Consider the following 23,699-nt stretch of genomic DNA (forward strand, 5'->3'; position numbering starts at 1 on the left):
GAAGGGACCCGGATGCCCTCCAAAGCCACTCCAGTGCGGACTTGGCTGACCGAGGCCGACTGCGATCTCGGCGCGTTCCGCTCGCTCGTCGAGCAGGAGACCGGCGCCGCCGACCACCCCTCGGCGGAGCGTGTGGAGCAGAACGTGCTGCTCTACGACAGCGACCGGCTCCGCCGCCTCACGGCCACCGCCGGCGGCCGGCGCGCAGTACAGACCGAACTGGTCCGGGCACTGCTCGACGGACCCGGCATCGTGGTCCTCAAGGGCGCGTTCGCCGACACGGACGTCGTCGACCGAGCCTCCGATGCCTTCAACGCACTGATCGAGGAGGAGCGCGCCAGCGGTGCCGTCCACGGCGACCACTTCGCCGAGCCGGGCGCCAACGACCGCGTCTGGAACGCCCTGGACAAGATGGCCGTACGGGCGCCGGAGGCGTTCGCCGACTACTACGTCAACGACATGCTCGCGCTGATCGCCGAAGCCTGGCTCGGCCCCGCCTACCAGGTGACCTCGCAGGTCAACGTCGTCAACCCGGGCGGCGCCGCGCAGAGCGTGCACCGCGACTACCACCTCGGCTTCATCGACCAGGACCGCGCCGCCGCCTACCCGGCGCACGTCCACCGCCTGTCGCCCGTGCTCACCCTCCAGGGCGCCGTGGCCCACTGCGACATGCCCGTCGAGTCCGGCCCGACCCTCTACCTCCCGCACTCGCAGAAGTACGAGCCCGGCTATCTCGCCTGGCGACTCCCGCGGTTCGTCCAGTACTTCGACGCCCACCACGTCCAACTCCCGCTGGAGAAGGGCGACGCGGTGTTCTTCAACCCGGCGCTCTTCCACGCCGCCGGACACAACCGCACGACCGACATCCGGCGCATGGCCAACCTGCTGCAGATCTCCTCCGCCTTCGGGCGCGCGATGGAGACGGTGGACCGCGAGGCGATGGCCAACGCGCTCTTCCCGGTGCTGTTGCGCCGCAAGGCTGAAGGTGCGTCCGAGGACTGGCTGCGCCGCGTGGTCGCCGCCACCGCCGAGGGCTATCCCTTCCCCACCAATCTGGACCTCGACCCGCCGGTCGACGGACTCGCACCGCCGTCCCAGGCGGACACCGTCCGGCAGGCAGTGGCCGAGGGCTGGACCCCCGAGCGGCTGCGCCAGGAACTGCGGGCCGGCGCCAAGTGCCGCTGAGGGGGACACAGCACTCATGGGCCTGCTTGAGGATCAGATCGTCTTCAGCGGCCAGGACTGAGCCGCCCTCGCCGTTGCCCGAAGCCTCGATCGAAGGAGCAGGATTCTCATGCGTGCAGGTACGCAAGGCATGACCGACGAGCCCCTGCGGATCGGCGTCCTGGGCGCGGCCCGGATCGCCGAACTCTCCATCGTGGGACCTGCCCGTGCGGGCGGCCACCGCCTCGTCGGGGTGGCCGCCCGCGCCCGCGACCGGGCCGAGGCGTTCGCCGCCAAGCACGGCGTCGAACGAGTAACCGCCTCCTACGCCGACCTGATCGCCGACCCGGAGGTCGAGGTCGTCTAGAAACTTGCTGGCCAGCGGCCTGCACGGGCCGTGGAATCTGGCCGCACTCCAGGCCGGAAAACACGTCCTCACCGAGAATCCGTCCGCGAGCAACGCCGAGGAGGCGACCGTGCGCTGCGGATGCTCGCTTCCTGGGCCGGTGGCCCACCTCGGCTGGTGGCCGCGTGCGGCGGAGAGCGAGCCGGGCCTCGGGAGTCGACGAGTGGCTGTATGCCGACCTGGAGTTCCCGGGCGGCGCCACCGGCACGGCCCGCTGCCACATGGCGTACAACACGTGGCAGATGAGCTGTCGAGTCGTGGGCACACGCGGCGAGGCCACGGCCGCGAACTTCGTCCAGCCACACCTGGACGACCGGGTGCTCGTACGCACGGCCGCCGGCGAGCGCACCGAGGAACTCGGCCGCAGGTCGTCTGGGAGCGGCGAACCGACATCCACGAACCGTTCCTGAAGCCGGCCTGCTGCCTGATCACTTACCGACAGCTGAGAAGGCCACATCGTGTTGGCGTTCACACTTGTCGTGCTGGAGGTGCAGTCGGCGGAGGTCTTGCAGTGCAGCGACGGGAAAGGGGTGGCGTACCCACTTCGCCAGGTAACCCTCCTCACCGTGGAGGCGCAGTACTGACTGAGCAGCCTCCAAGACGGCGTGAGCGAGGACGGTTCGGGGGTGCGTGGAACCCCAGACGAGCGTGCCGTCTTCGTCGGGCAGATCGAAGGCCGACGACATGTCAGGAAAGCGGTAGATCGCCATGTCGACGTCCACACCCCTGCCGCGCAGTACCCACCTCACTTCGGCTGGCTCAAGATCGAAGGAGAAGCGCTGGACAGCAGTGGGACCGTAGAGGCCGGCCACACCGTGAAGCACGTCGGCAAGGGGCGTCCGTGCAGTAGCTGACGACGTCCTTCCGGTCCGCGAAGTCGTCTTTGATGCGGCAGGTTGCCCAACCACTGCCCCTCAGTTCCCAACTGAACTGGAGACCGCTCGTCATCCCGCCCCTCCTGGTGATCGCCTCCGGAGACGGTACAGCGCACAGACAGATGGAGAGTTCCCACCCCACACGCCGCCGGTGCCCCCGGGTTCATGACCCGGACGCCAGGTTGCTGAGGTCTGCAGCCCCCAGCAACCGGTGACCGGTCAGCTCAGCCGGGCGTCGGCGTAGGCGACCATGGCGTCCCGCTGGTATGCGGCCAGCCCGGCAGCGATCCGGTCGTAGGCGGCCCGCCACTGCGCGTCGTCGACGTAGCTCTGCCCCAGGGCCTTGAACGCGGCCGCGTCCGGGGTCCACATCCGGCAGATGCCCTGGTAGTGGGCGTCGACCTCGGCCTGCACGGCGGGGTCGGTCACCGGTGTGGCGGCCTGCATGAACTCGGCCATACGGACCATGGCCGCGGTCGCCTCACCCTGTAGCCGCTCCATCTCCGCCTCGGTGAGCGTGTCGGCGAACTGCGCCGACTGCTGCGCCTGGTCGGGCCACTGCTCGCGGGCGGGCGACTCGTATCGGGCGGTGTCGAAGCCAGTGAACATGTTCTCCGGCCTGCTGAACTTTCCCATGTCGGGTGTCTCCTCGTCCTCCTCCAGTTCGGCGATGGTGCGGGCGACCGTGCGGGCGAGCACCTCCAGGCGGTCCCGCTCGGCCAGCAGCCTGCGCTGGTGCTCGCGCAGCGCGGCCACCTGGTCAACCTGGCGCTCCAGGACCGCCGCGATCTCCCGCAGCCCCAGGCCCAGTTCCCGCATCAGCAGGATCTGCTGCAGTCGCAGCAGTCCAGCCTGCTCGTAGTAGCGGTGGCCGTTGCTGCCGATGTACGCGGGAGCAAGCAATCCGATCTCGTCGTAGTGACGCAGGGTCCGGGACGTCACCCCGGACATCCGGGCCACGTCCGCAATCGACCAGGCCATGGCCGCACCTTTCCTCGCCGGGCCGGTCTGTCCGGCCACACGAGTGACCGTAGGAGTTGACGCAACGGCAAGCGCAAGCCGCACTGGACATACCTGCCGGATTGCCGTGCTGACACCACCGCCACCTGCCCACAGCGGCCATCAGGAGGAACTGGCCGAGGGCGCTCTCGCTCCGCGCGTATCCACCTGAGGACGGAAGAGTTACGCAAGGGGCTGGCGACCCGGAAGGCGCACGCCGTGCTGTCACGGCGCATCCTGTATCTGCGGTTCTTCCGGGATGTACGACGCGGTGATTACGGAGGGAACGTGGTGGATCAACATACGGATTCCGTTGGACGGGGTCGCGACGAGACCGAAGAGGAGAGGGCGGACCGGCGGTGGAGCGAGTTGCTCCAGGAGCTGCGAGTGGCTCAGACCGGCGTCCAGATTCTCTTCGGCTTCCTGCTCACCGTGGTCTTCCAAGTCCGGTTCACGACTCTGTCGGACGCCGAACGGACCATCTATGTGGTGACGGTGGTCTTCGGAGCGGCCGCGACCGGCGCTCTCATCGGGCCGGTCGCGGTGCATCGCAGCCTGGCAGGTCGGCATCTCAAGCCGCAGACCGTGGACTGGGCCGCACGGCTGGCCATGACGGGCCTGATCCTGCTGTTGTGCACGATGGCGAGTGCCCTGCTGCTGATCCTTCGGGTGGCACATCTGGGCGCGGTGGCGGGCTGGATCGTCACCGCGATGCTCCTCTGGTTCGTGCTGTGCTGGTTCGCCATTCCGCTATGGGCCGGGGCTCGCGCCACCGCGTCCAAGGACGCGGGAGAGCCGGCGGCCCGTGACAGGGGCGGTGACGGCCGATGAGGGTGGGCTCTCGTCGGGGCCGGGCGCCTCGGTGATGTCCAGGAACACATGCTCGGCCTGCGGCCACTCGCCGCTGATCCGCCGCTTGATCCGGACACAGACCAGCTCGACCTCCTCGCTGTCGAGCCCCGGTGCGAGATCGACGCGAGCGGCGACCAGTACGGAGTCCAGTCCCAGTCGCATCGTCAGCAGTGCCGCGACCCTGTCGATCTCGTCCTGGGACGCGAGGAAGTCACCGATCCGGTCGCGCAGTTCCGTGTCGACCGCCTCGCCGATCAGCTGGTCCCGTGTCTCCCGGGCCAGCCGATAGGCCACGCACACCAGCAGGAGGCCGATCCCCATGGACGCGCCCGCCTCCCACGCCACCTGGCCGGTCGCCAGGTGGAGCGAGATGCCGCCCGCCGCGAGGAGCACACCGGCCACGGCCGTCGAGTCCTCCGCGATCACCGTGCGCAGTGCCGGGTCGGCCGCGCCCTCCCGGTGCCGACGCGTCTGGTACAGGGCGCGGACCAGGGATCCACCTTCGGCGAGCAGCGCCACCCCGAGCACCGCGAGCCCCGCCAGGTAGCCCTTCAACGATTCCTGCTGGTCCACTCGCAGGGCCTGGACGCCCTGGTACACGGAGAAACAGCCGCCCATGACGAAGATCCCCACCGCGGCCAGCAGCGCCCAGAAGTAACGCTCCTTGCCGTAGCCGAACGGATGACGGTCGTCGGCGGGGCGCCTGCTGCGGCGTACCGCGATGAGCAGGAACACCTCGTTCAGGCTGTCCGCGACCGAGTGCGCCGCCTCCGAGAGCAGCGCGGGGGACCCGGCGAAGAGCCCGGCGACCGTTTTGGCCGCGGCGATCACGAGGTTGGCTGCGAGAGCGAACAGGACGGTGACCCGAGTGCGTACGTCCCGGGCCGTGGAGCCCCGATCGCGCTGCCCGTCCGTGCGCGTCACCAGCGCTGCCCTCCAGCCTGCCGTGCGGTCTTCGCGTTCCGCATCGCCCCAGGGACGCGACGGTGACCGCCCTCCGCTCCGGCGAGGATCCGGCGCCGGCAACAGGGCACCGGCGTCGCCCTCTCATTGGCGACTGCCCCGGTGGGCCCCGTTCATGCGGGGCAGCGGAAGGCCTCGGTTGCGGGATGGGCGGGTAAAATCCGGAGACGTACGAGTGCATGTTCCGGGACGCCCGCGTGACGGCGGAACGGAGGTTGCCTTGACCATGTCTGCGGGGCCCGCCGGAGCGTCCGCCGACTGGGCCGATTCCGGATTCACCGGCCTGGCCGCGGAGATCGAGCGGCTCCGGGCCGAGTCCGCGCGCCGCCATCTGACCGATCTGGCCACGGGCGTTCTCGCCGCGCAGCTCGGGGTCTCCGTCGCAGACGCGGCCGCCCACCTCGACGCTCTGGCCCGGGCGACCGGACTCTCGCCCGCGGATCTCGCCGCGGACGTCGTGAACTCGGTCGCGGCGCCGGGCGACCAGCCCGTCGTCCCGAGTCCGGTCCCGCCGCTCCAGGCTCGGCAGCAGCGCCGCACCGCCGCGGCCGCCGAGGCGACGGACAGCGTCGGGGACGCGGCCCGGACGCTGCTCGAGGGCGCCCTCGGCCCGCTCGGGGCGGACAGCCTGTGGCTGTGGCGGTCGGCCGACTCCGGCAGCCTGAGCCTCGCCGGGCACGCCGGCGTCGGGGCCTCGGAGGCCGCGGCCTGGCGCTGGATCTCGCCGGCCTGTCCCGAGCCGTTTCGCACCGCCCTTGATGGCAGCGTTCCCCTGTGGCTGGAGAGCGGTCCGGCCGAGGGCTGCCCGATGCCCGGAGTACGGGCGGACGCGGCCAGGGCCCTGCTGCCCCTGAGGCGTCAGGGGGAGTTGATCGGCCTGGCGCTGGTCGGCTGGCCGGGACCCACACCGTTCGACGCCTCGCTACGGCGCGCTGTCACCGACTTGATGGGCATGGCGATAGCCATCCTGGACCGCCCGGACAGCCCCATGCCGGCCGTGCCCGTGATGGTCGACCTTCTCGACGCTCTCACCCAGCCTGCGGCACTGCTGCAGACGAGCGACGCGACCGGAGCCGTGATGGTCGAACACGTCAACGGAGAGGCCGTCGTCACCCTCGGGGGAGCGCTCTCGCCAGGCGACAGGCACCTGTCGCGTGTCTTCCCGCTGGCCCACCAGGCCCTCGGCAGGCTGATCCGGCAAGCCCGGCACAGCCGCCGTCCGCAGCGGGCCGCCCGGCTGCCGGCCATCGCCCGCACGGCGCCGCACGGGGCGCCCGCACCGCTGCTGGATGTCCGGGTCCTGCCGGCCGGGGACGCTCGGTACGTACTCCTGTGGAACACCGTGACCGACTCCGGCCTCGCGACCGGTCGCGCCGTTTCCCGGCTGCAGCGCGTCGCCACCTTCCAGGACAGTCTGACCGGCGGCGAGACCGTGTGGTCCGAGCAGGCCTACGACATGTTCGGGATGGGACGGGACGAGGCCCCGGTGCCCCTGCTGGCGCTGCGAGGACGGATCCACCGAGGGGACGACGGCGCCCTCACGGAACTGCTGCGCTCACTCATGGACGGCAGGACGGGCGCGCAGTCCGTGCTGCGGATCGTGCGCCCGGACGGATCCGTGCGGCATGTGCGGGTGGCGGCGGAGCCGCTGCTCGACGGGGAGACGGTCACCGGTTTCGTCGGGGTGTACCAGGACGAGTCGGTGATCCATCGCACGGAACTCGCGCTCAACGCGACGTTCGACAGCCTGACCGTGGTCCGCGGCCAGGCGGAGCTACGGCACCGACTCGCTCTCCAGCTCCAGCAGGCCATCGTTCCCGAGACCCCCGCCCCCCAGGAGCTGCCCGGGGGCCTGGTGGTCGCCGCTCGATACCGTCCGGCGGCGGAGGAGTACCAGGTCGGCGGCGACTGGTACGAAGTGCTGCCGCTGCCGGACGGCAAGCTGCTGGTGGCCGTCGGTGACATCGCCGGGCACGGAATCGACTCCGTCACCGGCATGGTCGCGCTGCGCAACGCCCAGCGGGCGCTCGCCTTCACCGGTGGGCCGCCCGGGCAGCTGATGGAGTGGCTCAACGAGGTCACGCTGCGCACCGGCGACGGGACCAGCGCGACAGCGGTGTGCGCCCTGTACGACCCGGACGCGCGGGACCTCGTCTGGTCGAGCGCCGGGCACCTTCCCCTCCTGCTGCTCCGGGACGGTCGCGCGCGGCTGTTGGACACCCCTGAGGACATCCTGCTCGGCGCGGTCCCGTCGTTCCGCTATGCGGAGCGCCGCATCGCGCTGCGGCCGGGAGACACGCTGCTGCTGTACACGGACGGGCTGATCGAGCGGCGGCACGACGGGCTGGGCGTGGGGCTCGCCCACCTCGTCGCCGCGGTGGACGAACTCGCGACCGACGAACTCGCGACCGGCGGGCAGCTGGGGCCGCTGGTCGACGGACTGCTCGGCCTGGCCATGGGGGACACCGACGACGACACGTGCATCGTCGCCGTCGGGGTGCGGTGACCCGCGAACCGGAGCGAGGGCGCGCCCCGTCCCGCCGGTGAGCTTCGAGGGTGAGGGACCGGCCGGGCCCGGGAGCCGTCACTTCGCCAGCCGGTGATGGATCATGGTGAGCAGCTCCGTCTCGTCGATGGGCTTGGCCAGGTAGCCGTCGGCGCCGGCCGCCAGGGCGCTGGCACGATCGCCGGGCATCGCCTTCGCGGTGACCACGATGATCGGGAGGTTCGCGCGGTCCGGGAGCCTGCGGATCTGCTCGATCGCCTCGTACCCGTCCATCCCGGCCATCATGACGTCCATCAGCACGAGCTCGATGTCGTCGCGTTCGGTCAGCAGTTCTATGGCCCGGCGTCCGCCGTCGGCGGTCACGACCCGCAGCCCATGGGTCTTCAGAACCTCCGTGAGAGCGAAGACGTTGCGCTGGTCGTCGTCCACGACCAGCACGGCCGCGGCGGACTCCGCCGCGCAGACGTCAGGAGCGGAGGGCTCCGGGAGCGTGTGCCCCCGGGGCCGGGCGTCCTCGCCCGTGGCAGGCGCGGCCGGTGCGGGTGGCTCCGTGTGCACGGGGAGGTACAACGTGAAGCGGCTGCCGCGTCCCTGTGTGCTCTCGACCCCGATGGCGCCGCCGATGAGCGTGGCGACCTCCCGGCTGATGGAGAGACCGAGTCCGGTGCCGCCGTAGCGGCGCGCAGTGGTGCCGTCGCCCTGCTGGAAGGCCTCGAAGATGTGCCGGAGGCGTTCGGTGGCGATGCCGATTCCGGTGTCGGTGACGCGGAAGGCGAGTACCGGTGCGGCACCGTGCAGATCGGTGGGCGTCTCGGCGGCGTCGGCGGGTTCGACGCTCAGCGTGACGCTTCCTTCGTCGGTGAACTTCAGCGCGTTGGAGAGCAGGTTGCCCAGCACCTGACGCAGCCGCGCCTCGTCGGTGGTGAGGGACTCGGGCACCTCCCGCGCCACAAAGACGGTGAAGTCGAGCCCGCGTTCGCTCGCCACGGGACCGAACGCCGCCGTCAGGTGCTCCAGAAGATGCGACAGGAGGAAGGGCTCGTGCCGGACGTCCATCTTGCCCGCTTCCACCTTGGACAGATCCAGGATGTCGTTGATCAGCTGGAGCAGATCGGAACCGGCCGAGTGAATGACCTCCGCGTAGTTGACCTGTTTCTTCGTCAGGTTGCCCTCGGGGTTCTGGGCGAGGAGACGGGCCAGGGTGAGCAGACTGTTCAGCGGTGTCCGCAGTTCGTGACTCATGTTGGCCAGGAACTCGGACTTGTACCGTGAGGTACGGGACAACTGCTGGGCGCGTTCCTCCAGTTCCTGCCGGGCCTGCTCGATGACCCGGTTCTTCGACTCGATGTCCTTGTTGCGTTCGGCGAGCAGGGCGGCCTGCTCCTGCAGTTCCGCGTTGGACCGCTGGAGCTCCTGCTGCCGGGCCTGCAACTCCTCCGTCTTGGAACCGAGTTCGTCGGCGAGATTCCTCGACTGGGCGAGCAGCGCGTCGGTGCGCAGATTGGCCACCAGCGAGCTGAGCACGGCTCCGGCGCTCACGACGAACCGGCCGAGGAAGTCGCGGTGCAGGGCGGTGAAGCTGTGGAGGGCGGCGAGTTCGACGGCGCCGAGCACCAGGTCCTCGACCACGATGGGCAGCACGATGAGTGCCGTGGGCTCCGCCGATCCGACGGCGGAGGAGATGGTGACGTATCCCGGGGGCACCGTGTCGACGAGGAGGGCCCGTCTGTCGCGGGCGGCCTGGCCCACGAGGCCCTGGCCGACGCGGAACCGGCGTGGCGTGCCGGACTCGGGCGGTTCGGCGAGCCCGTACCCGGCCGCCATGACCAGCTCGGGGCCGTGCTCGCCCTCTTCGACGACGAAGAAGGCGCCGTACTGGGCCGAGACCAGCGGCGGCACTTCCGTCATGATCAGCTGGGCTATCTCGGGCACGCTGCGGGTGCCCTGGAGCAGTCCGGTGACCCGGGCCAGATTCGTCTGCAGCCAGTCCTGCTCCTGGTTGGCCCGGGTCGTCGCGCGCAGCGACTCCACCATGGCGTTGATGTTGTCGCGCAGTTCGCCCACCTCGCCGGGTGCGTCGGCGGTGATGGAGCGGGTGAGATCCCCCTCGGCCACGGCACTCGTGACCTCCGCGATGGCCCGGACCTGCCGGGTCAGGTTGCCGGCGAGTTCGTTGACGTTGTCGGTGAGGTCCTTCCAGGTCCCGGACACTCCGTGGACCGTGGCCTGCCCGCCGAGCTTCCCCTCCGTTCCCACTTCGCGTGCCACGCGCGTCACCTCGGCGGCGAACGAGGACAGCCGGTCCACCATGGTGTTGATCGTGGTCTTGAGTTCGAGGATCTCGCCGCGTGCGGCGACGTCGATGCGGCTGGTCAGGTCGCCCTGTGCGACGGAGGTGGTGACCTGGGCGATGTTACGAACCTGGTTGGTCAGGTTGTCGGCCATGAAGTTGACGTTGTCGGTGAGGTCCTTCCAGGTCCCGGACACCCCGCGGACCGTGGCCTGACCGCCCAGCTTGCCGTCCGTACCGACCTCACGCGCCACACGGGTGACCTCCTCCGCGAACGACGACAGCCGGTCGACCATGGTGTTGATCGTCTCCTTGAGCTCCAGGATCTCGCCGCGTGCGTCCACCCGGATCTTCTGCGTGAGATCGCCGCGGGCGACGGCGGTCGCCACATGAGCGATGGAACGCACCTGCAGAGTGAGGTTGTCCGCCATCGCGTTGACGCCGGTGGTGAGCTCCTGCCAGGCCCCGCTCGTCCGCGGTTCGTGCACGCGGCTGCCGAGCACCCCTTCGTCGCCCACCTGTCCGGCGACCCGAGTGACCTCGGACGTGAGCAGGGAGAGCCGGTCGACCATGTCGTTGTAGACCACGGCGATGTCGCCGAGGGTTCCGGCGGCGTCCTCGGGGAGCTGGACGGAGAGATCTCCGTCCCGTACCGCGGTGAGTCCGGCGAGCAGTCGACGCAGGCCGTCCTCATCCGAGCCGGCGGCGGCCGGGGCCGCGCCGAGGCGCGCTGCTCTGCGCTTAGCCATGAGAGCACCTCGTACGAGCGGGCGACGCGTGGGCCGACAGCCCTGACTCCGGAGTGGCCACGCACCGCGTTTCCACTCTAGGACCGGTCCGGAGCAGCGGCTTCCGGGACGATGTCCACCTCGAACCAGACGGTCTTGCCACCGTGAGAGCCGGGTACGCACCCCCAGCGCGCCGCGAGCCGCTGGACGAGATACAGGCCGTGCCCCGAGGTGTGAGAGGCACTGTGCCGGCCGTGCGGATGAGGAGCCGCCGGGCTGGTGTCGCTGATCTGCACCCACAGTGCCCGATCGGTTGCCGTGAGGTGCAGCGCGGACGGAGCACCCCCGTGCGTGCACGCGTTCGTGACCACCTCCGACACCAGCAGCACGGCGTCGTCGGCGGCTTTCCTGCCGGGCCCGCCGGCGGATCCGAACCATCTGAGCAGCGCCCGCTGTGTGAGGGCGCGGCAATGGGCGACCACTCCGGGTTCCGCCGGGAGTTCGTAGCGCAACGAGCGGTCGCCGGTCGGCTGCTCCGTGGTCCTGGCCACGCGCTGCGCCTTTCCGGCATATACCGCGTTAAACCATCCCATAGGGGAAGAATGGCTACAGGACGCTCGACCGACGGACCCCACCGCGTTCACCGCGGCGCAGGCCCACCGCCACCGTCGAAGGAGCCTCATGTCCACCGTCCAGACCTCTGCGACCTCCGCCCATGACGCGAGCGCCGCGATGCGCCACGCGGCCCTTGCCGGACTGCCCGAGATCACGCGGCCGACCGAGGTCTCGACGGATGACGCGCGGTCCCTCTCCGCGGCCCTCTTCCTCCGCCTGCGTGAACTGGACGAGGGCACGCCCGAGTACTCCTACGTGCGCAACACCCTGGTCGAACTGAATCTCAGTCTCGTCAGGTTCGCCGCCCGGCGGTTCAGAGACCACGCGGACGCGGAGGACATCATCCAGGTCGGCACGATCGGTCTGATCAAGGCGATCAACCGTTTCGATGCCGACCGCGACGTCGAGTTCTCGGCGTTCGCCCTGCCGACGATCGTCGGCGAGATGAAGCGGTTCTTCCGTGACACGACCTGGGCCGTGCGGGTTCCGCGACGGCTCCAGGAACTGCGGATCGAGATGGCGAAGTCCGCCGACCGCCTGGAGCAGCACCTCGGGCACCGGCCCAGTCGCGGCGAACTCGCCGCCCAGATGCATGTCACCGAGGAGTGCGTGGCCGAGGGTGAACGCGCTGCCAACGGCTATGCCGCCCGCTCCCTCGACGCGCCGGTCGAGGACGACGACGCCGATGCGCTGCGTCTCGTGACGCGCCATCTGGCCACATCGGAGCCGTCGTACGAACTCGTCGAGGACTTCGAGTCGCTGAAGCCGCTGATCGCGCGACTGGGCGAACGGGATCGCCTCGTGCTGTCGTTGCGCTTCGGCGAGGAACTCACTCAGGCGGAGATCGGTGAGCGTCTCGGACTGTCGCAGATGCACATCTCGCGTCTGCTCAAGCGGATTCTCGGCGAACTCAGAGCGGGCTTGGTCGACGACGAGCCGACCGCGCCCGAAGGGGCTTCCGCTCGGGCGGGCGGGTGACCTCCACCCATACGACCTTGCCGCGGGCGTGATCCGGCTTGGCCTCGGATCCCCACGTGCGGGCCAGCCGATCGAAGATCATCAGGCCGTGCCCACCGGGAAGCGCGGGCGAACGCGGAGCCTTGGCATGCGGATGCTCGGGGCTTGCGTCGGACACCTCGATGCGCAGCCGTTCGCCGGCGTGCCGGAGGACCAGTTCCTCCGGGCCCCCGGCGTGCAGACACGCGTTGGTGACCACCTCCGACACCAACAGCAGCACATCCTCGACCTGTTCGCGTGCCTCCGGAGTGGCGACAGGCAGCCAGCCCCAGTCGGTCAACGCCGCCGCGGTGAAGTCACGGCAGCGGGTCACCGCCCCGCTTGTGCCGCGCAGGGCGAGTCGTCTGACCTGCTCATGGTCGGTGCCCGTCGTCGTCATGATCCCTCCGTCGGCTCCGACCGCCGCGCGTCACGTGCCTGCCTCGCCGTCCATGAGTGCCGTCTCGACGTCCTGGAACACCCGGAAGACGTTGTGAGCGCCGGTGATCTCGAACATGCGGTCCACTGGCGGGCGCAGTCCGGCGAGATCCAGGCGTCCTCCGTGGTTCAGCATGCGCAGCCGGGCCTTGAGCAGGACGTTCAGCCCGGTCGAGTCGCAGAACTGCAGCCCGGAGCAGTCGGCGATGATCCGCCGTGCTCCGCTTCCCTCTTCCAGGGCCGCCTTCAGGGGCCCTGCCGAGTCGTGGTCCACCTCTCCGGTCATGACCAGTACAACCGTGTCCGTCCGGGCCTCGGGCCGTATCTCCACGACGAGCCGAGGTTGTCGGCCTGTGCCCATCGCGTGATGATTCGGTGCCCGCTCTTCAGCGTCCACGGCAACGCACGCCTCCTCCCTGCACCCGGGAACGGGCGGAATCCCTGCAGCAGGATGCCCTGTAAGTGGCATATGCCCACATTGTTAGGCGATATCCACCTCGCTGTGCGCCCATCAGCCGCGCAGCGACGCGTGGCTGGTCGCTCACGCCAGGGTGCGCTGTACGCACTCGGTGACGACGCCCCGAAGGCTGCCCGTGCGTTGCATGAGCACCCGCTGTTCGCGCGCGCCGTTCCCCCGGCTCAGCAGCTCGGCGACGGCCTTTTCGGCGCGGGCCGCGTCGCCGCTGTCGATCAGCGCATCCCTGGTGTGTTCCAGCAGCAGGCGCAGTACATCCGCGGCGGGGCGTGGCCGCATGGTCGCGGGATCGAGCAGATCCTGCCCGAGGCCCGACCGGGCGGCCCGCCAGGCGGCCAGCCGTAGCAGGCTGACGCCGTGATCGAGCGGTGGCCTGCCCGCCCGCCAGTCGTGCGCGGCAGTCTCGACCAAGGCCCGGACCAGTGTGGCGACGAGCACGGCGGTGTCCGCGCACAGGCACACATCCGCCACCCGGATCTCCACCGTCGGAAAGTGCGCGCACAGACGGGCGTCGAAGTACGCCATCGCCTCGTCCAGGATGACGCCGGTGGCCACCATGTCCGCCACCAGCCGGTGGTACCGCTCGGCGGACCCGAACAGCTCGGCCGGTCCGGCCGACGGCCAGCGCCCCCAGACCTGGGTGCGGTAGCTGTCGTAGCCGGTGTCGAGGCCCTGCCAGTAAGGAGAGTTGGCACTGATCGCACAGAGCACGGGCAGCCAGGGCCGGATCCGGTCGAGAACGGCGACCCCCTCCTCGTCGGACTCCACCGATACATGCACATGACAGCCGCAGGTCAGATGGCCCCGGGTACCGATCCCGTACCGCTCGGCCATCCACTGGTAGCGCTCGTTCACAGTCAGCGACGGGTTGACCGGCAGCGGGGAGGTGGCGAGCGCGGCGACCGCGCATCCGATCTCGCCGGCGTGCCGTGCCGCCTCCTTGCGGCAGCTCACGAGCTCGGCGCCGAGGTCCACCATCTCCGACTGCGGCTGCGTGGCGAACTCCAGCATCTGCCCGAACAGCTCCTTCTCGAAGACGCCCTGTCCGGGATCGTCCTGGGCGGCATGGGCGAGGACTGCGGCCGACACCGCCCTCGGCTCCCCGCTGTCGGGGTCGACCAGAAGGAGTTCCTCCTCCACTCCCACGGTACGCACCTGACACCGCCCTCCTGCTGCTCACGCCACCGCGAGCTTGCCCTGCCATGGGACCGCGGCTCGGCCACCGACCGGCGCCATGACGATCGCCTGGTCGGTCACGGCGTGTGACGCGGCGGCCTCTTGCAGTCGCCGGATCCCCCATCGCCAACAGCTGATCTTGATGTGGAGATCATCGCAGGTCAGGAGCGTGCCCACTGCAGCGCGCCCCGTGTGGCCCCGGTGCCCCGTGCGGCCTCGGTGCGAGTAACCCATCGTAATCACGTCCCAGAACTGGCTCTCCGCCCCGGACCGCCGCCGCCGACGTGCCCGAAGACGAGGAGGACAACCTCGCGAGTACCCACACAACGAGCGTGCGTGCATCACGGGCCCGATGCCAACCGCCGTCGTCGGCCGGTGTTCGCACGGGGCTTCCCCGGCGGCAGGGCTTGTCGTCCCCCGCCTGTCACGCTCCCTTGCGCACCACCCGAGTCACCTCGCGCCCGATCTCCGGTGTGACGCGCCCGTCCGGGACGGGGATGCCGAGCGAGGTGGCGAGGCTCGCTCCATGGAGGTCGACCGCCGACTCCATCAGCTGGGCCAGGTTCGTGACGGCCGACCGGCCTCGGACAACGGCCGTGAGGAGCGCTCCCAGCCCTGCCGGCCCGAGGGGCCACCAGACCGCTCCGGCGAGGATGTACAGAACACCCCAACCAGCCACCGCGGCCGACCTGTTGACCGCATCCCTGCTCTCGTCCAATACCGCCCGGGCCTCCTCGGGCAGCACCAACCACAGTCGCGGCCAGCCGTGTTCGAGGTCGAGACCGTACTCGATCCCGACGCGGGTGCTCAGCGCCGCGATGCTGTCACCCATGTGCGTCGGCCTCGTCGGAGGTGCCAGCGCGATGCGATTGCGCCGGTACGCCAACTCGGCCAGGGTCTCGTCCGACTGCCCCTGGCGGTACGCCTGTTCATAGCGCTCCTGGGCGCGAGCCCAGCGGCGACGGCGCCGATCGGCCAGTGCCTCGCCGGTACGTCCGGGCCACTGTCCGAGCCACAGCCGGTGAACGGCCCTCCCCGCGCCCTGTGCCAGCAGCCCCGCCCAGGTAGACAACAGTACGGCGCCCAGAGCGGCGGCGGCGAGTTGACCACCCGAGGCCCTGCCCCGCTGAAGCGCCGCCACGAAGTGTTCGCTACCGGGCCACGACCCGAAGTGCATCCGCCAGCCCACCACAACGGAGGCGACGAAGAGGGCCCCGGGCACGACGAGGAGGGAGACCCACTTGCCGGCCAGCTGCTTGGCGAGCTCGTTGAGGAAGGAGTTCACCGAGCGCGCCGCTCCGACGTCGCCCGCGCCAACGGCTCCCCGAACAGGTGGCATTCGGGCGTCGCCACACCCGGCGCCCGTACCCAGTCCCGGTCGCACCGCCCTGCGGGACAGACGAACAGCCCGTCGACCGGCACCCCCGGAGCCACCCCGGGCACCCCGACCACCGACCTGGCACCGACGGCCGGAATCCCGAACTCCCGGCCCAGTTCGTCGAGTTGCGCCACTATGCCGGTATCCGTCCGCATCCGGTGCACCAGCTCCGCGACCTCGTCCGCGCGGCCCTGCGCCGCGGCGAGCCGACGCAGGAGAGGGAGGGCCTCACACCAAGCCGCGACATCCCCCCGACGTTCCATGCTGCCCCTTGTCCCTGATGGAGAAGACGCGTCAGCGTCGCTGCATGATGGTACGGGCGCCACACGCCGAACAGCCACCGCGGGGGAGCGACGGAGCAGATGAGGAACTCTTCACTCACCACTCTGCAGGCACGGCTCGGACGTTTCGCGTCCACCGCCGATCCGCAGGAGGTGCTCGGACCCGAGGCCGACACGGCGGCCAGGCTCCTCGCCGAGTCCCTGCACACGGCCTGGAGCGACGAGGCCGCCCACACCCTGGGCTGGTTCCACTGGTCCCGCTGCCTGGCCCAACAGACGTACGACGGAAGGGACTTCCAGCACGCCCTGGAGCTCTTCCGGCCCCTGTGGGCGCGGATGCCGGACGCGGTGCCGGACGCGATCGGCGCCGTACTCGCGCGGGAGGCCGCCACACCTCGACGGCTCGAAGAAGCCCTGCAACTCGGCAACGAGGCAGCCGACCGCGCCGCCACCTACCGAACCACCGGCGATCCGGCGCAGTTGAGCGAGGCCATCGGTCTGCTCCGACGCGGCATCGGCATGCTGCGGGAGATCGGCGCCCTGCCGGAGATACTGCAGATCAACCTGGTGGAAGTCCTTCTGCAGCGCGATGCGAGAGGCGATGATCCCGGCTCGCTGGAAGAGGCCGTCGGCTGGGCCTCGCGCACGATCGACTCCCTCGCGTCGGTCCCCGACGAACAGGCCGTACCGCTGCTCGGCCCGTTGGGGGCAAACCTGCTGAACGCCTACCGCGACGGTGCGGCCGGCCCCACGGGCCCCGATCCGCGGCTGCTCTCCCTGGCCGTGGCGGCATGGGACCGTGTCCAGGAGAAGGCCACGGACCAGGAGACACGGGTACAGGTCCGGCTCCGACTGGCCGCAGCTCTCATCGAGGGCCACCTGCGCACCCCGTCCGCCGAGTGGCTCCAACAGGCCGGCGCTCACATCGAGCGTGTGCCCGACGAATACGCCTCGGCCGACCCCCGCTCGCGTCGCGTCCTCGACACCCTCACCACCGTCGTACCGCTGCACGTCGCCCAGGGCGAGCCCGTCCTGCTCCGCGTACGAGCCCTCGTGCTGCGCCGTCTCGTCGCGCACCCCGAGGTGAGCGACGTTCAGCGTCGCGCGTACCAGGCGGACCTCGGTATGTGTCTGCGGATGACGCACGCTGCCACGGGCGAGGCCGACGCGCTGGACGAGGCGGTGGAGGTTCTGGAGGCTGCGCTCTCCGGTTCGGCCGGGTCGGGTCCGGATGCCGTGAGCCGGATGGTCAGTCTCGCCAACGCCCTCAAGTCGCGTGCGCACGTAGGGCGGAGAGAGGACGTCGACGCCAGGGCCGGCGAAAGCGCGCGGCAGGACATCGCGGCGGCCGAACTGTGGGCGCGCCGTGCCCGTCAGGCGGCCCCGGAGGAAGCCGGAACGCTGTCCTGTCTCGGCAATGTGCTGCGGGTGAAGGCGCTCCTGCTGCGCGACGTGGAGGCCCTGCGAGAGTCGGCGCGCCTGAACCAGGCGGCCGCACAAGCGTTGGATCCGGCCGATCCGGCCTACGCGGCGCAGCTGATGAACGCCGGACTGTCCCACCAGGAGTCGGCCACAGTCACCGGCGACCACTCCGACGCCGACAACGCGGTGACCGTGCTGCGGACGGCGGCCGAGCACTTGAATGCTCGACACCCTCAACAGATTCCTGTGCGCGTCGAGTTGGGCCACTCGCTGACTCTGCGAGGCGAACTGGGCAAGGACCGGCAGGCCGTGGCGGAGGGCAGACGTCTCCTCGAATCGGTCGTGGCCGAACTCCCCGCCGACCACGCCGAGGTGCGCCGCGCGAAGTCCAACCTCATCGACTCCTACCGCGTCCAGTTCCAACTCACCCGGGAAGAAGCAGCGCTGGACGAGTCCCTCAGGCTGGCCCGAAGCTACCTGGAAGACCCCACGCTGGACGAAGACGAGCGCGGCCTGCTCCTCGGCAGATGTGCGGGTGCCCTCACCGCCGCCTACGACAGCACGCAGGACAGAAGGCTCCTCGACGAGCTGGTTCCCGTCTGCCGCGCCGCCGTAAGGTTCGCCCGGGAAGGTTCCTTCGACCGGGCTCAGTCCCTGCTGGAGTTGGGTGTCTGCCTGGTCTCCCTCTACGAGGTGTCCCGGGACAGCTCGGCGCTGCTGGAGGCCATCGACGTACTCGGAGAGGCGGCATCGGGTCCCGAGGCCTGGCGTACGACACCGCAGGCCATGGCGAGGCTGGCGGAAGCGAGACTGCACCACACCCGTCAGTTCGCCCCCTTCATGGACATGGCCCGCCGGGCCCGAGAGAGCAGTCCCCGCATCTTCACGGACCTCTTCGCCCAGCCCTTCGCCGCGCACGAGCGCGAACTCGACGCGATCGTCGACCTCTGCCGGAAGTCCCTGGCACTGCGCGCCCCGGGCAGTCCGGAGCGCTCCGTTTCGCTGTCCTACCTGGCCGTGGTGCTACTGGGCCGCGCGCGGGACCGTACATCGGCGCAGGACGCCCGCGAAGCCGTCGAACTGCTGCGTGAGGCGATCCGGACAGGCCCTGCCGACCACCCGGACCGGCCGGTCTGGGGCACCAACCTGGCCAACGCTCTGCTCGACGTCCACCGGTACGACACGGATGCGTCGCACCTGGACGAGGCCGAAGCCGCGACGCGCGAAGCCATGGCCGTCACGAGCCCGGACGACGTACGGCACGTGCGAGCGCTGCTGGTGCTGTCCCACGTCCTGGCCCGACGCGACGACGACACGGAGCAGTCGGCCGCGGACGTGCTCGAACTGAGACGCAAGGTCTACCGAACTCCCCACTTCTCTCTCCCAGATCGCATCGAGGCTGCCAAGACGGCTGGTGGCCTGGCCGCCGGTGTCGGCGACTGGGAAGCCGCGGCCGCACACTACGAAGCCGCGGTGGACCTCTTGCCGCTCCTGGTCGGGCACCGGCTCGCACGCTCCGACCGCGAGCTGCTGCTCGCCGACGAGTTCCTGCTCGCCTCACAGGCCGCGGCCTGCGCCCTGCAGCTGGGCGATTCCGAGAGGGCATTGGACCTGCTCGAACGCGGGCGGGGCATCCTGCTCGGACAGCTCACCGAGACGCGTCGCGACCTGACGGACCTGCGTCGCCAAGCACCGGAAATGGCCGATGAGTTCACCCGGCTCAGCGAGGCCATGACCTCCCTCGGCGCGAACACCGACCGTGCCTCGACCCACGCGCCCGGTCCCACCAGGGACGAGCACCGGCTGACGGTCCGCTCCTGGGAGCGCGTACGCGACAACATCCGTGGCCTGCCCGGCTTCGAGACCTTTCTGCGGCCGGGAGTACCTGACCTCGGCGCACTGACCGGGGCCGGCCCCGTGGTGGTCGTCAACCTCGCGACCCTGCGCAGCGACGCGATCGTCCTCGCCGAGGACACGGCGAGATGTGTGCCGTTGCCCCGGGCCGACCTGAGGTCCGTGTCGGACCGCTTCATGGCCTTCAGCTCGGCGGTCCGCGCGCTGCACGACCCGCACGAGCCTGCGGAGCACCGCTGGGAGGCAGGCACCGTCGTCCTCGACACACTCGCCTGGCTGTGGGAGGCGATCGCCGAACCAGTCGTCCGCCACTTGGGTCTCGAACGCGGCGTCGACCACCTGCCACAGCTGTGGTGGTGCCCAACCGGCATCCTGAGCTTCCTGCCCCTGCACGCGGCCGGGCGGTACACCGGCGATGCCCCAGAGGGAATCGCCGACTACGTCATGTCGTCGTACACGACAACCCTCAACGCACTGCGCCCGAAGACCGCCGCGCACGACAGCTCCAGCCGCTCCCGCGCCGACCGTGATCCGCGCCTGCTGGTGGTCGCCACGCCAGAAGCGCCCGGAGCAGCACCACTGCGACACGCCGCCGGGGACGCACAGGGACTGGCGGAGCTGTTTCCCCGGACCACCGTCCTGACCGGCGATGCCGCAACGAAGCAGGCTGTGCTCCGCGAGCTCACGCAGCACTCCTGGGCCCACTTCGCCTGCCACACGCAGGCCGACATTCTCGGCAGGACCGCCAACAAGCTCGTGCTGCAGGACGGTTCACTGTCGCTGCCGGACATCACGGCGCTCTCCCTCGACGCCGAGCTGGTCTTCCTCGCTTCGTGCGGATCCGCTGCCGGCTCCCACCACCTTGCCGACGAAGCCCAGCATGTCGCCTCGTCCTTCCAGCTGGCGGGCTTCACCCATGTGATAGCCACCTTGTGGGAGGTCGCCGACGGCGACGCCACCGAGTTCACCACGACCGTGTACGGCCTCCTGGCGGAGGGAGTCCCGCCGGCCGAGGCGATACACCGAGTGACCCGCGACCTGCGCGAACGCTATCCACGCAGCCCATGGCTGTGGGCCCCCTATGTGCACATGGGGCCCTGACCGGGCGAGAAGCTCGTGTCATGTCCGGACGAGCCCTGGCCGGGCGCCGACAGTCAGAAGAACCGCCCGACGGAGTCAGTCGGTTTCGCGTTCCAGGACGCGGCGGGCCGCCTCGGCTTCCGCGGCCGGCGGGGAGAGTTCGTCGAGGGTGTCGAGCTCGTCGTCCGACTCCAGCTCCCGTTCCCAGGCCGCCGCGAGCCGCTCCTGCTCCGCTCGCGGTTCGGCGCCGACGGACTCCCGGTGCTCCGGGTCCAGGGCCGCCAGGAATCGTTCGACCGAGTCCGTCGGCATAACCGTGCTCCTTGTCGCCGGGAAGGGGGTGCACACCCCGCCCAGCATGGCCAACCGGGCTCATCCCGGCCGCCCGACACGGCCTGGGACCACCCTGATGGCCCCGCCGCGCTCAATCAGCCCCGCCCCGGCAAGCGCTGATCGACGTTCCAGCCGAACGGCAGGCTCTCATCGCAGAAGACGCAGGCGAAGTCGTCCTCACGCACGATGTTGACCTGCTGACATGACACGCAGCGACGGAACACGACCCCGTGGGTGAATCCGCCGGGGTGAGGAAGGCCGGCTCGGCCAAGGGCAGCGGCAACGGCCGACCACGAGCCGACGTCCGGGCAGTATCCGGTCGACAGGTTGCTGACCTCGTCGACCACCCACCGCCCGGACTCCTCGCGGAAACTCATCTCACCAGCGCTCAGCACTGTCCCTCCACCCGCGCAGACCACATGCTCGCTGCGGCGTGGGGCCAGTCGGAGCATGCCCTCGGGATCGACCACGAAGGTGAACGGTTCAGCCAACTCCGCCACGCTGCGGGCCGACACCCACAGGGCGAAGTCTGCTGCCGCGCGGATGCTCGCGCCCTCTCCGCCCGGCCGGACAAGACCCTTCAGGTCACTGGGCCCGACATAGCGATATCCCCGTCCCGGCACTCCCATGCCGGCCAATCTAGACCGACACCGCCTGTCCCAACGGCCGCAAGCTCACCGAGAAGCGGGTTCCCGCAGCGCGCGTTCGGCAGCGCTCGGAGTCGTCAGGGCGAGTCGGCGGTGGATGCGGCGGAGCATCATGCGGGCCATGAAGGGGTGGACGCGCTTGACCGCCGCCCAGTACAGCCTGCCACGCCAGTTGTGGATCCGGACGACCGTACTGAGCGTGACCTGACGGTCGTCGACGTGGATCGAGGCGCGGAAGTCGAGGTGTCCGGCGTCCTCGCCCAGGAGCACTTCGCCGCCCTCGCTGCCCACCACCGGGAAGGAGGCGCCGCGCAGGACAGCCCGCCAGGGCTCGGGGTCCCGCGGCATGCCCGGACGCATCGTCATGCGCCAGGCGTCGGTGTAGTCGGTCTGCTCGAAGGCGGCACGGACCAGGCGGGCGCCGGTCGGGAGCGGGCCGCCGGTTGCCCTTTCCCACATCAACCGGTGGAGCAGCCGGACCCACGGCGACCAGCGGACGGGGTTGGGCACCGTCCCGGTGACGGACCGCTCGATGTTGTCGAAGAGTTCTTCGATCACCGTGTCGTGCATCCAGCGCACCGCCAGGGCCCAGCCCAGCACCATCGGGCCACGGCGTTGCAGCTCCAGGGTGTGCCGCACGCGGCAGCGGTCCTGCCCCAGCGGCTCGATGACGAACTCGTGGTGGCCGCTCATGGGCGGGTTGAAGTCGAAGCGGGCGCGGCGGCCGGGCTCGTACGCGCAGACGCGGTAGCGGACGAAGCCGTGGCCGCCGTCCGCACCGACGCCCAGGGGGCGGTCGAAGCGCATCGGGGGCCAGGCCGGCGCTGGCCAGACCGGGTCGTGGGGCGAGGCAAGCCGATCGAGGAGGGGCCCGACCGTCTGGGCGGGTGCCTCGATGGTGCGCTCATGGACATTGCGGATCGTGCGGAACCTGCGCATAACGCGCCTCCATACGCTGCCGTATGTTGTCGACCATACGGTAGCGTATGGACATGGTGCAGCGACATGCGGAGGGGTCCCGCGCGGGCGGGCGGAAGAGACTGACCGCGCAGGACTGGGCGGACGCGGCCCTTTCGGCGATGGGCGAAGGCGGTCTTGCGGCGGTCGCCATCGAGCCGCTCGCAACGCGCCTCGGCACCACCAAAGGCAGTTTCTACTGGCACTTCGCCAACCGTGAGGCGCTGATCGAGGCCGCGCTCGACCGCTGGGAGCAGAAGTCCACCGAGAGTGTCATCGCCGGGCTGGAGTCCGAGCCGGATCCGGCCGTGCGGCTGCGCAGACTCTTCGTGGAGGCGTCCGAACTCGCCGCCGAAGACCCGCTGGAGGTCTCGCTTCCCGCCTCCGCCGGGCACCCGCGAGTCGCCGCCGCACTGCGCCGGGTGACGGAGCGTCGGGTCGGCTACCTGGCGCAGCTCTTCGTCGAGTTGGGCTTCCCTTCGGACGATGCGCGCCGCCGCGCGCTGCTGGCGTACACCGGCTACCTCGGCCACACCCAGCTGGTGCACGCGGTGCCGGAGACGCTTCCGGCCGGTGAGGAGGGCGAGCGCTACCTGGCGTCGGTGCTCGACACGCTGCTGGCGGCCACGCCGGAGTCCTGAAGCGTGTCGTAGGGGTCAGGCGCCGGTGACGACCCGCATGAAGACGACCGGTTCGGTGCCGTCGTTGCGGTAGGCGTACTCCTGGTCGCTGGCGATGACGGCACTCTGCCCGGGTGCCACCACGTGAGGTCCGGTCTCCAGCGACAGGGTCAGGCGGCCGGCGAGGACATGGTGGATCTCCTGCGCGCCGGGTCGGTCGGGTTCGGCGTCGTAGTGGCCCCCGGGGGCCAGGGTCCAGCGCCACAGTTCGGCCCGCGGGTCCTGCGTCGCCGCGAGGAGCAGCGCGTGGCTGCCGTCGGCGTCCTGCCATACGAGCGTTCCCTCGACCTGCTCGTCCTCCGTGTCACGCTCCGGCAGGGCCAGGGCGGCGAAGTCGGTGTCCAGGGCGCGTGCGACGCGGTCGACGGTGGCCAGGCTCGGGTTGGCCTGACCCAGCTCGATATCGGTGAGCATCCGCCGGCTGAGCCCGCCGGCCTCGGCCAACTGCTGCACGCTCCAACCACGCTGTTTGCGCAGCGCCCGGATGCGCCCGCCGATACGGGCGACGAACTCCTGCGTGGCGCTGCGGCCGACGGCGACCTCACTGCTCATGGTGAGCACTATAGTGCACAAACAGGCTTGCC

General features: G+C 70.3%; 20 protein-coding genes and 1 pseudogene. 7 read left to right on the forward strand and 14 right to left on the reverse strand.

Going from position 1 to position 23,699, the window contains the following annotated elements:
- Positions 1-12 precede the first annotated feature (12 nt).
- Positions 13-1,185: a phytanoyl-CoA dioxygenase family protein gene (locus ACFY3C_RS08360; RefSeq protein WP_390770203.1), complete on the forward strand. Its 1,173-nt coding sequence runs from the start codon at positions 13-15 to the stop codon at positions 1,183-1,185.
- A 130-nt stretch (positions 1,186-1,315) separates the two neighbouring features.
- Positions 1,316-1,944, forward strand: a pseudogene (locus ACFY3C_RS08365) (Gfo/Idh/MocA family oxidoreductase); the annotation flags it as partial.
- A 54-nt stretch (positions 1,945-1,998) separates the two neighbouring features.
- Here ACFY3C_RS08365 and ACFY3C_RS08370 read toward each other — a convergent pair.
- Positions 1,999-2,382, reverse strand: coding sequence for a hypothetical protein (locus tag ACFY3C_RS08370; RefSeq protein ID WP_390770204.1), 384 nt, complete (start codon positions 2,380-2,382; stop codon positions 1,999-2,001).
- 282 nt (positions 2,383-2,664) lie between these two features.
- Complete coding sequence (locus ACFY3C_RS08375; RefSeq protein ID WP_390770205.1) at positions 2,665-3,426, reverse strand: MerR family transcriptional regulator; 762 nt, start codon at positions 3,424-3,426, stop codon at positions 2,665-2,667.
- A gap of 306 nt (positions 3,427-3,732) precedes the next feature.
- Between ACFY3C_RS08375 and ACFY3C_RS08380 the strand changes: the two genes are divergently transcribed.
- Positions 3,733-4,275, forward strand: a complete 543-nt coding sequence (locus ACFY3C_RS08380; protein WP_390770361.1) for a DUF6328 family protein — start codon at positions 3,733-3,735, stop codon at positions 4,273-4,275.
- Here the strand turns inward: ACFY3C_RS08380 and ACFY3C_RS08385 are convergent.
- Positions 4,195-5,220 (reverse strand): cation diffusion facilitator family transporter, encoded by a 1,026-nt coding sequence (locus ACFY3C_RS08385; RefSeq protein WP_390770206.1) that lies wholly within the window; start codon positions 5,218-5,220, stop codon positions 4,195-4,197. The genes ACFY3C_RS08380 and ACFY3C_RS08385 overlap by 81 nt on opposite strands.
- Before the next feature lie 265 nt (positions 5,221-5,485).
- On the opposite strand from ACFY3C_RS08385, the gene ACFY3C_RS08390 reads away from it, so the two are divergent.
- Positions 5,486-7,765, forward strand: a complete 2,280-nt coding sequence (locus tag ACFY3C_RS08390) for a GAF domain-containing SpoIIE family protein phosphatase (protein ID WP_390770207.1) — start codon at positions 5,486-5,488, stop codon at positions 7,763-7,765.
- A 78-nt stretch (positions 7,766-7,843) separates the two neighbouring features.
- Here the strand turns inward: ACFY3C_RS08390 and ACFY3C_RS08395 are convergent, their stop codons facing one another.
- Positions 7,844-10,804 (reverse strand): HAMP domain-containing protein, encoded by a 2,961-nt coding sequence (locus ACFY3C_RS08395; protein ID WP_390770208.1) that lies wholly within the window; start codon positions 10,802-10,804, stop codon positions 7,844-7,846.
- Positions 10,805-10,881: 77 nt separating this feature from the next.
- The gene (locus ACFY3C_RS08400) at positions 10,882-11,334 is read right to left on the reverse strand and encodes an ATP-binding protein (RefSeq protein WP_390770209.1); all 453 of its coding nucleotides are present in this window, start codon (positions 11,332-11,334) and stop codon (positions 10,882-10,884) included.
- Between the two features lie 130 nt (positions 11,335-11,464).
- Here ACFY3C_RS08400 and ACFY3C_RS08405 point away from each other — a divergent pair, with 130 nt between their 5' ends.
- Complete coding sequence (locus tag ACFY3C_RS08405; protein ID WP_386577468.1) at positions 11,465-12,376, forward strand: SigB/SigF/SigG family RNA polymerase sigma factor; 912 nt, start codon at positions 11,465-11,467, stop codon at positions 12,374-12,376.
- Here ACFY3C_RS08405 and ACFY3C_RS08410 read toward each other — a convergent pair.
- From ACFY3C_RS08410 to ACFY3C_RS08430, 5 genes are all read right to left on the reverse strand, one after another.
- Positions 12,309-12,794: an ATP-binding protein gene (locus tag ACFY3C_RS08410; RefSeq protein ID WP_390770210.1), complete on the reverse strand. Its 486-nt coding sequence runs from the start codon at positions 12,792-12,794 to the stop codon at positions 12,309-12,311. The genes ACFY3C_RS08405 and ACFY3C_RS08410 overlap by 68 nt on opposite strands.
- Positions 12,795-12,824: 30 nt before the next feature.
- Positions 12,825-13,193 (reverse strand): STAS domain-containing protein, encoded by a 369-nt coding sequence (locus tag ACFY3C_RS08415; RefSeq protein WP_386577415.1) that lies wholly within the window; start codon positions 13,191-13,193, stop codon positions 12,825-12,827.
- 180 nt (positions 13,194-13,373) lie between these two features.
- Entirely contained in the window at positions 13,374-14,462 is a 1,089-nt protein-coding gene (locus ACFY3C_RS08420) for a glutamate--cysteine ligase (protein WP_390770211.1), read from the reverse strand.
- 445 nt (positions 14,463-14,907) lie between these two features.
- Positions 14,908-15,768, reverse strand: a complete 861-nt coding sequence (locus tag ACFY3C_RS08425) for a hypothetical protein (protein ID WP_390770212.1) — start codon at positions 15,766-15,768, stop codon at positions 14,908-14,910.
- Positions 15,765-16,124: a hypothetical protein gene (locus ACFY3C_RS08430; protein ID WP_390770213.1), complete on the reverse strand. Its 360-nt coding sequence runs from the start codon at positions 16,122-16,124 to the stop codon at positions 15,765-15,767. Before ACFY3C_RS08430 ends, ACFY3C_RS08425 begins: the two co-directional genes overlap by 4 nt.
- 99 nt (positions 16,125-16,223) lie before the next feature.
- On the opposite strand from ACFY3C_RS08430, the gene ACFY3C_RS08435 reads away from it, so the two are divergent.
- A complete protein-coding gene (locus tag ACFY3C_RS08435; RefSeq protein WP_390770214.1) occupies positions 16,224-20,519 on the forward strand; it encodes a CHAT domain-containing protein in 4,296 nt (1,431 codons plus the stop codon).
- A gap of 75 nt (positions 20,520-20,594) precedes the next feature.
- Here the strand turns inward: ACFY3C_RS08435 and ACFY3C_RS08440 are convergent, their stop codons facing one another.
- The 3 genes from ACFY3C_RS08440 to ACFY3C_RS08450 all read right to left on the reverse strand — a co-directional run bounded on the left by ACFY3C_RS08440 (position 20,595) and on the right by ACFY3C_RS08450 (position 22,417).
- Positions 20,595-20,810 (reverse strand): hypothetical protein, encoded by a 216-nt coding sequence (locus ACFY3C_RS08440; protein ID WP_390770215.1) that lies wholly within the window; start codon positions 20,808-20,810, stop codon positions 20,595-20,597.
- Between the two features lie 116 nt (positions 20,811-20,926).
- A complete protein-coding gene (locus ACFY3C_RS08445) occupies positions 20,927-21,460 on the reverse strand; it encodes a hypothetical protein (protein WP_386577409.1) in 534 nt (177 codons plus the stop codon).
- A 45-nt stretch (positions 21,461-21,505) separates the two neighbouring features.
- Positions 21,506-22,417 carry a DUF2867 domain-containing protein gene (locus tag ACFY3C_RS08450; protein WP_390770216.1) on the reverse strand — a complete coding sequence of 304 codons (912 nt, stop codon included), beginning with the start codon at positions 22,415-22,417 and terminating at the stop codon, positions 21,506-21,508.
- Between the two features lie 47 nt (positions 22,418-22,464).
- Between ACFY3C_RS08450 and ACFY3C_RS08455 the strand changes: the two genes are divergently transcribed.
- Entirely contained in the window at positions 22,465-23,076 is a 612-nt protein-coding gene (locus ACFY3C_RS08455) for a TetR/AcrR family transcriptional regulator (RefSeq protein WP_390770217.1), read from the forward strand.
- A gap of 15 nt (positions 23,077-23,091) precedes the next feature.
- On the opposite strand, the gene ACFY3C_RS08460 is transcribed toward ACFY3C_RS08455, so the two are convergent.
- Positions 23,092-23,667, reverse strand: coding sequence for a helix-turn-helix domain-containing protein (locus tag ACFY3C_RS08460; RefSeq protein ID WP_390770218.1), 576 nt, complete (start codon positions 23,665-23,667; stop codon positions 23,092-23,094).
- Positions 23,668-23,699: the final 32 nt, after the last annotated feature.

Origin of the sequence: Streptomyces sp. NPDC001410 (genome assembly GCF_042895235.1) — a bacterium.
Taxonomy (GTDB): Bacteria; Actinomycetota; Actinomycetes; order Streptomycetales; family Streptomycetaceae; genus Streptomyces.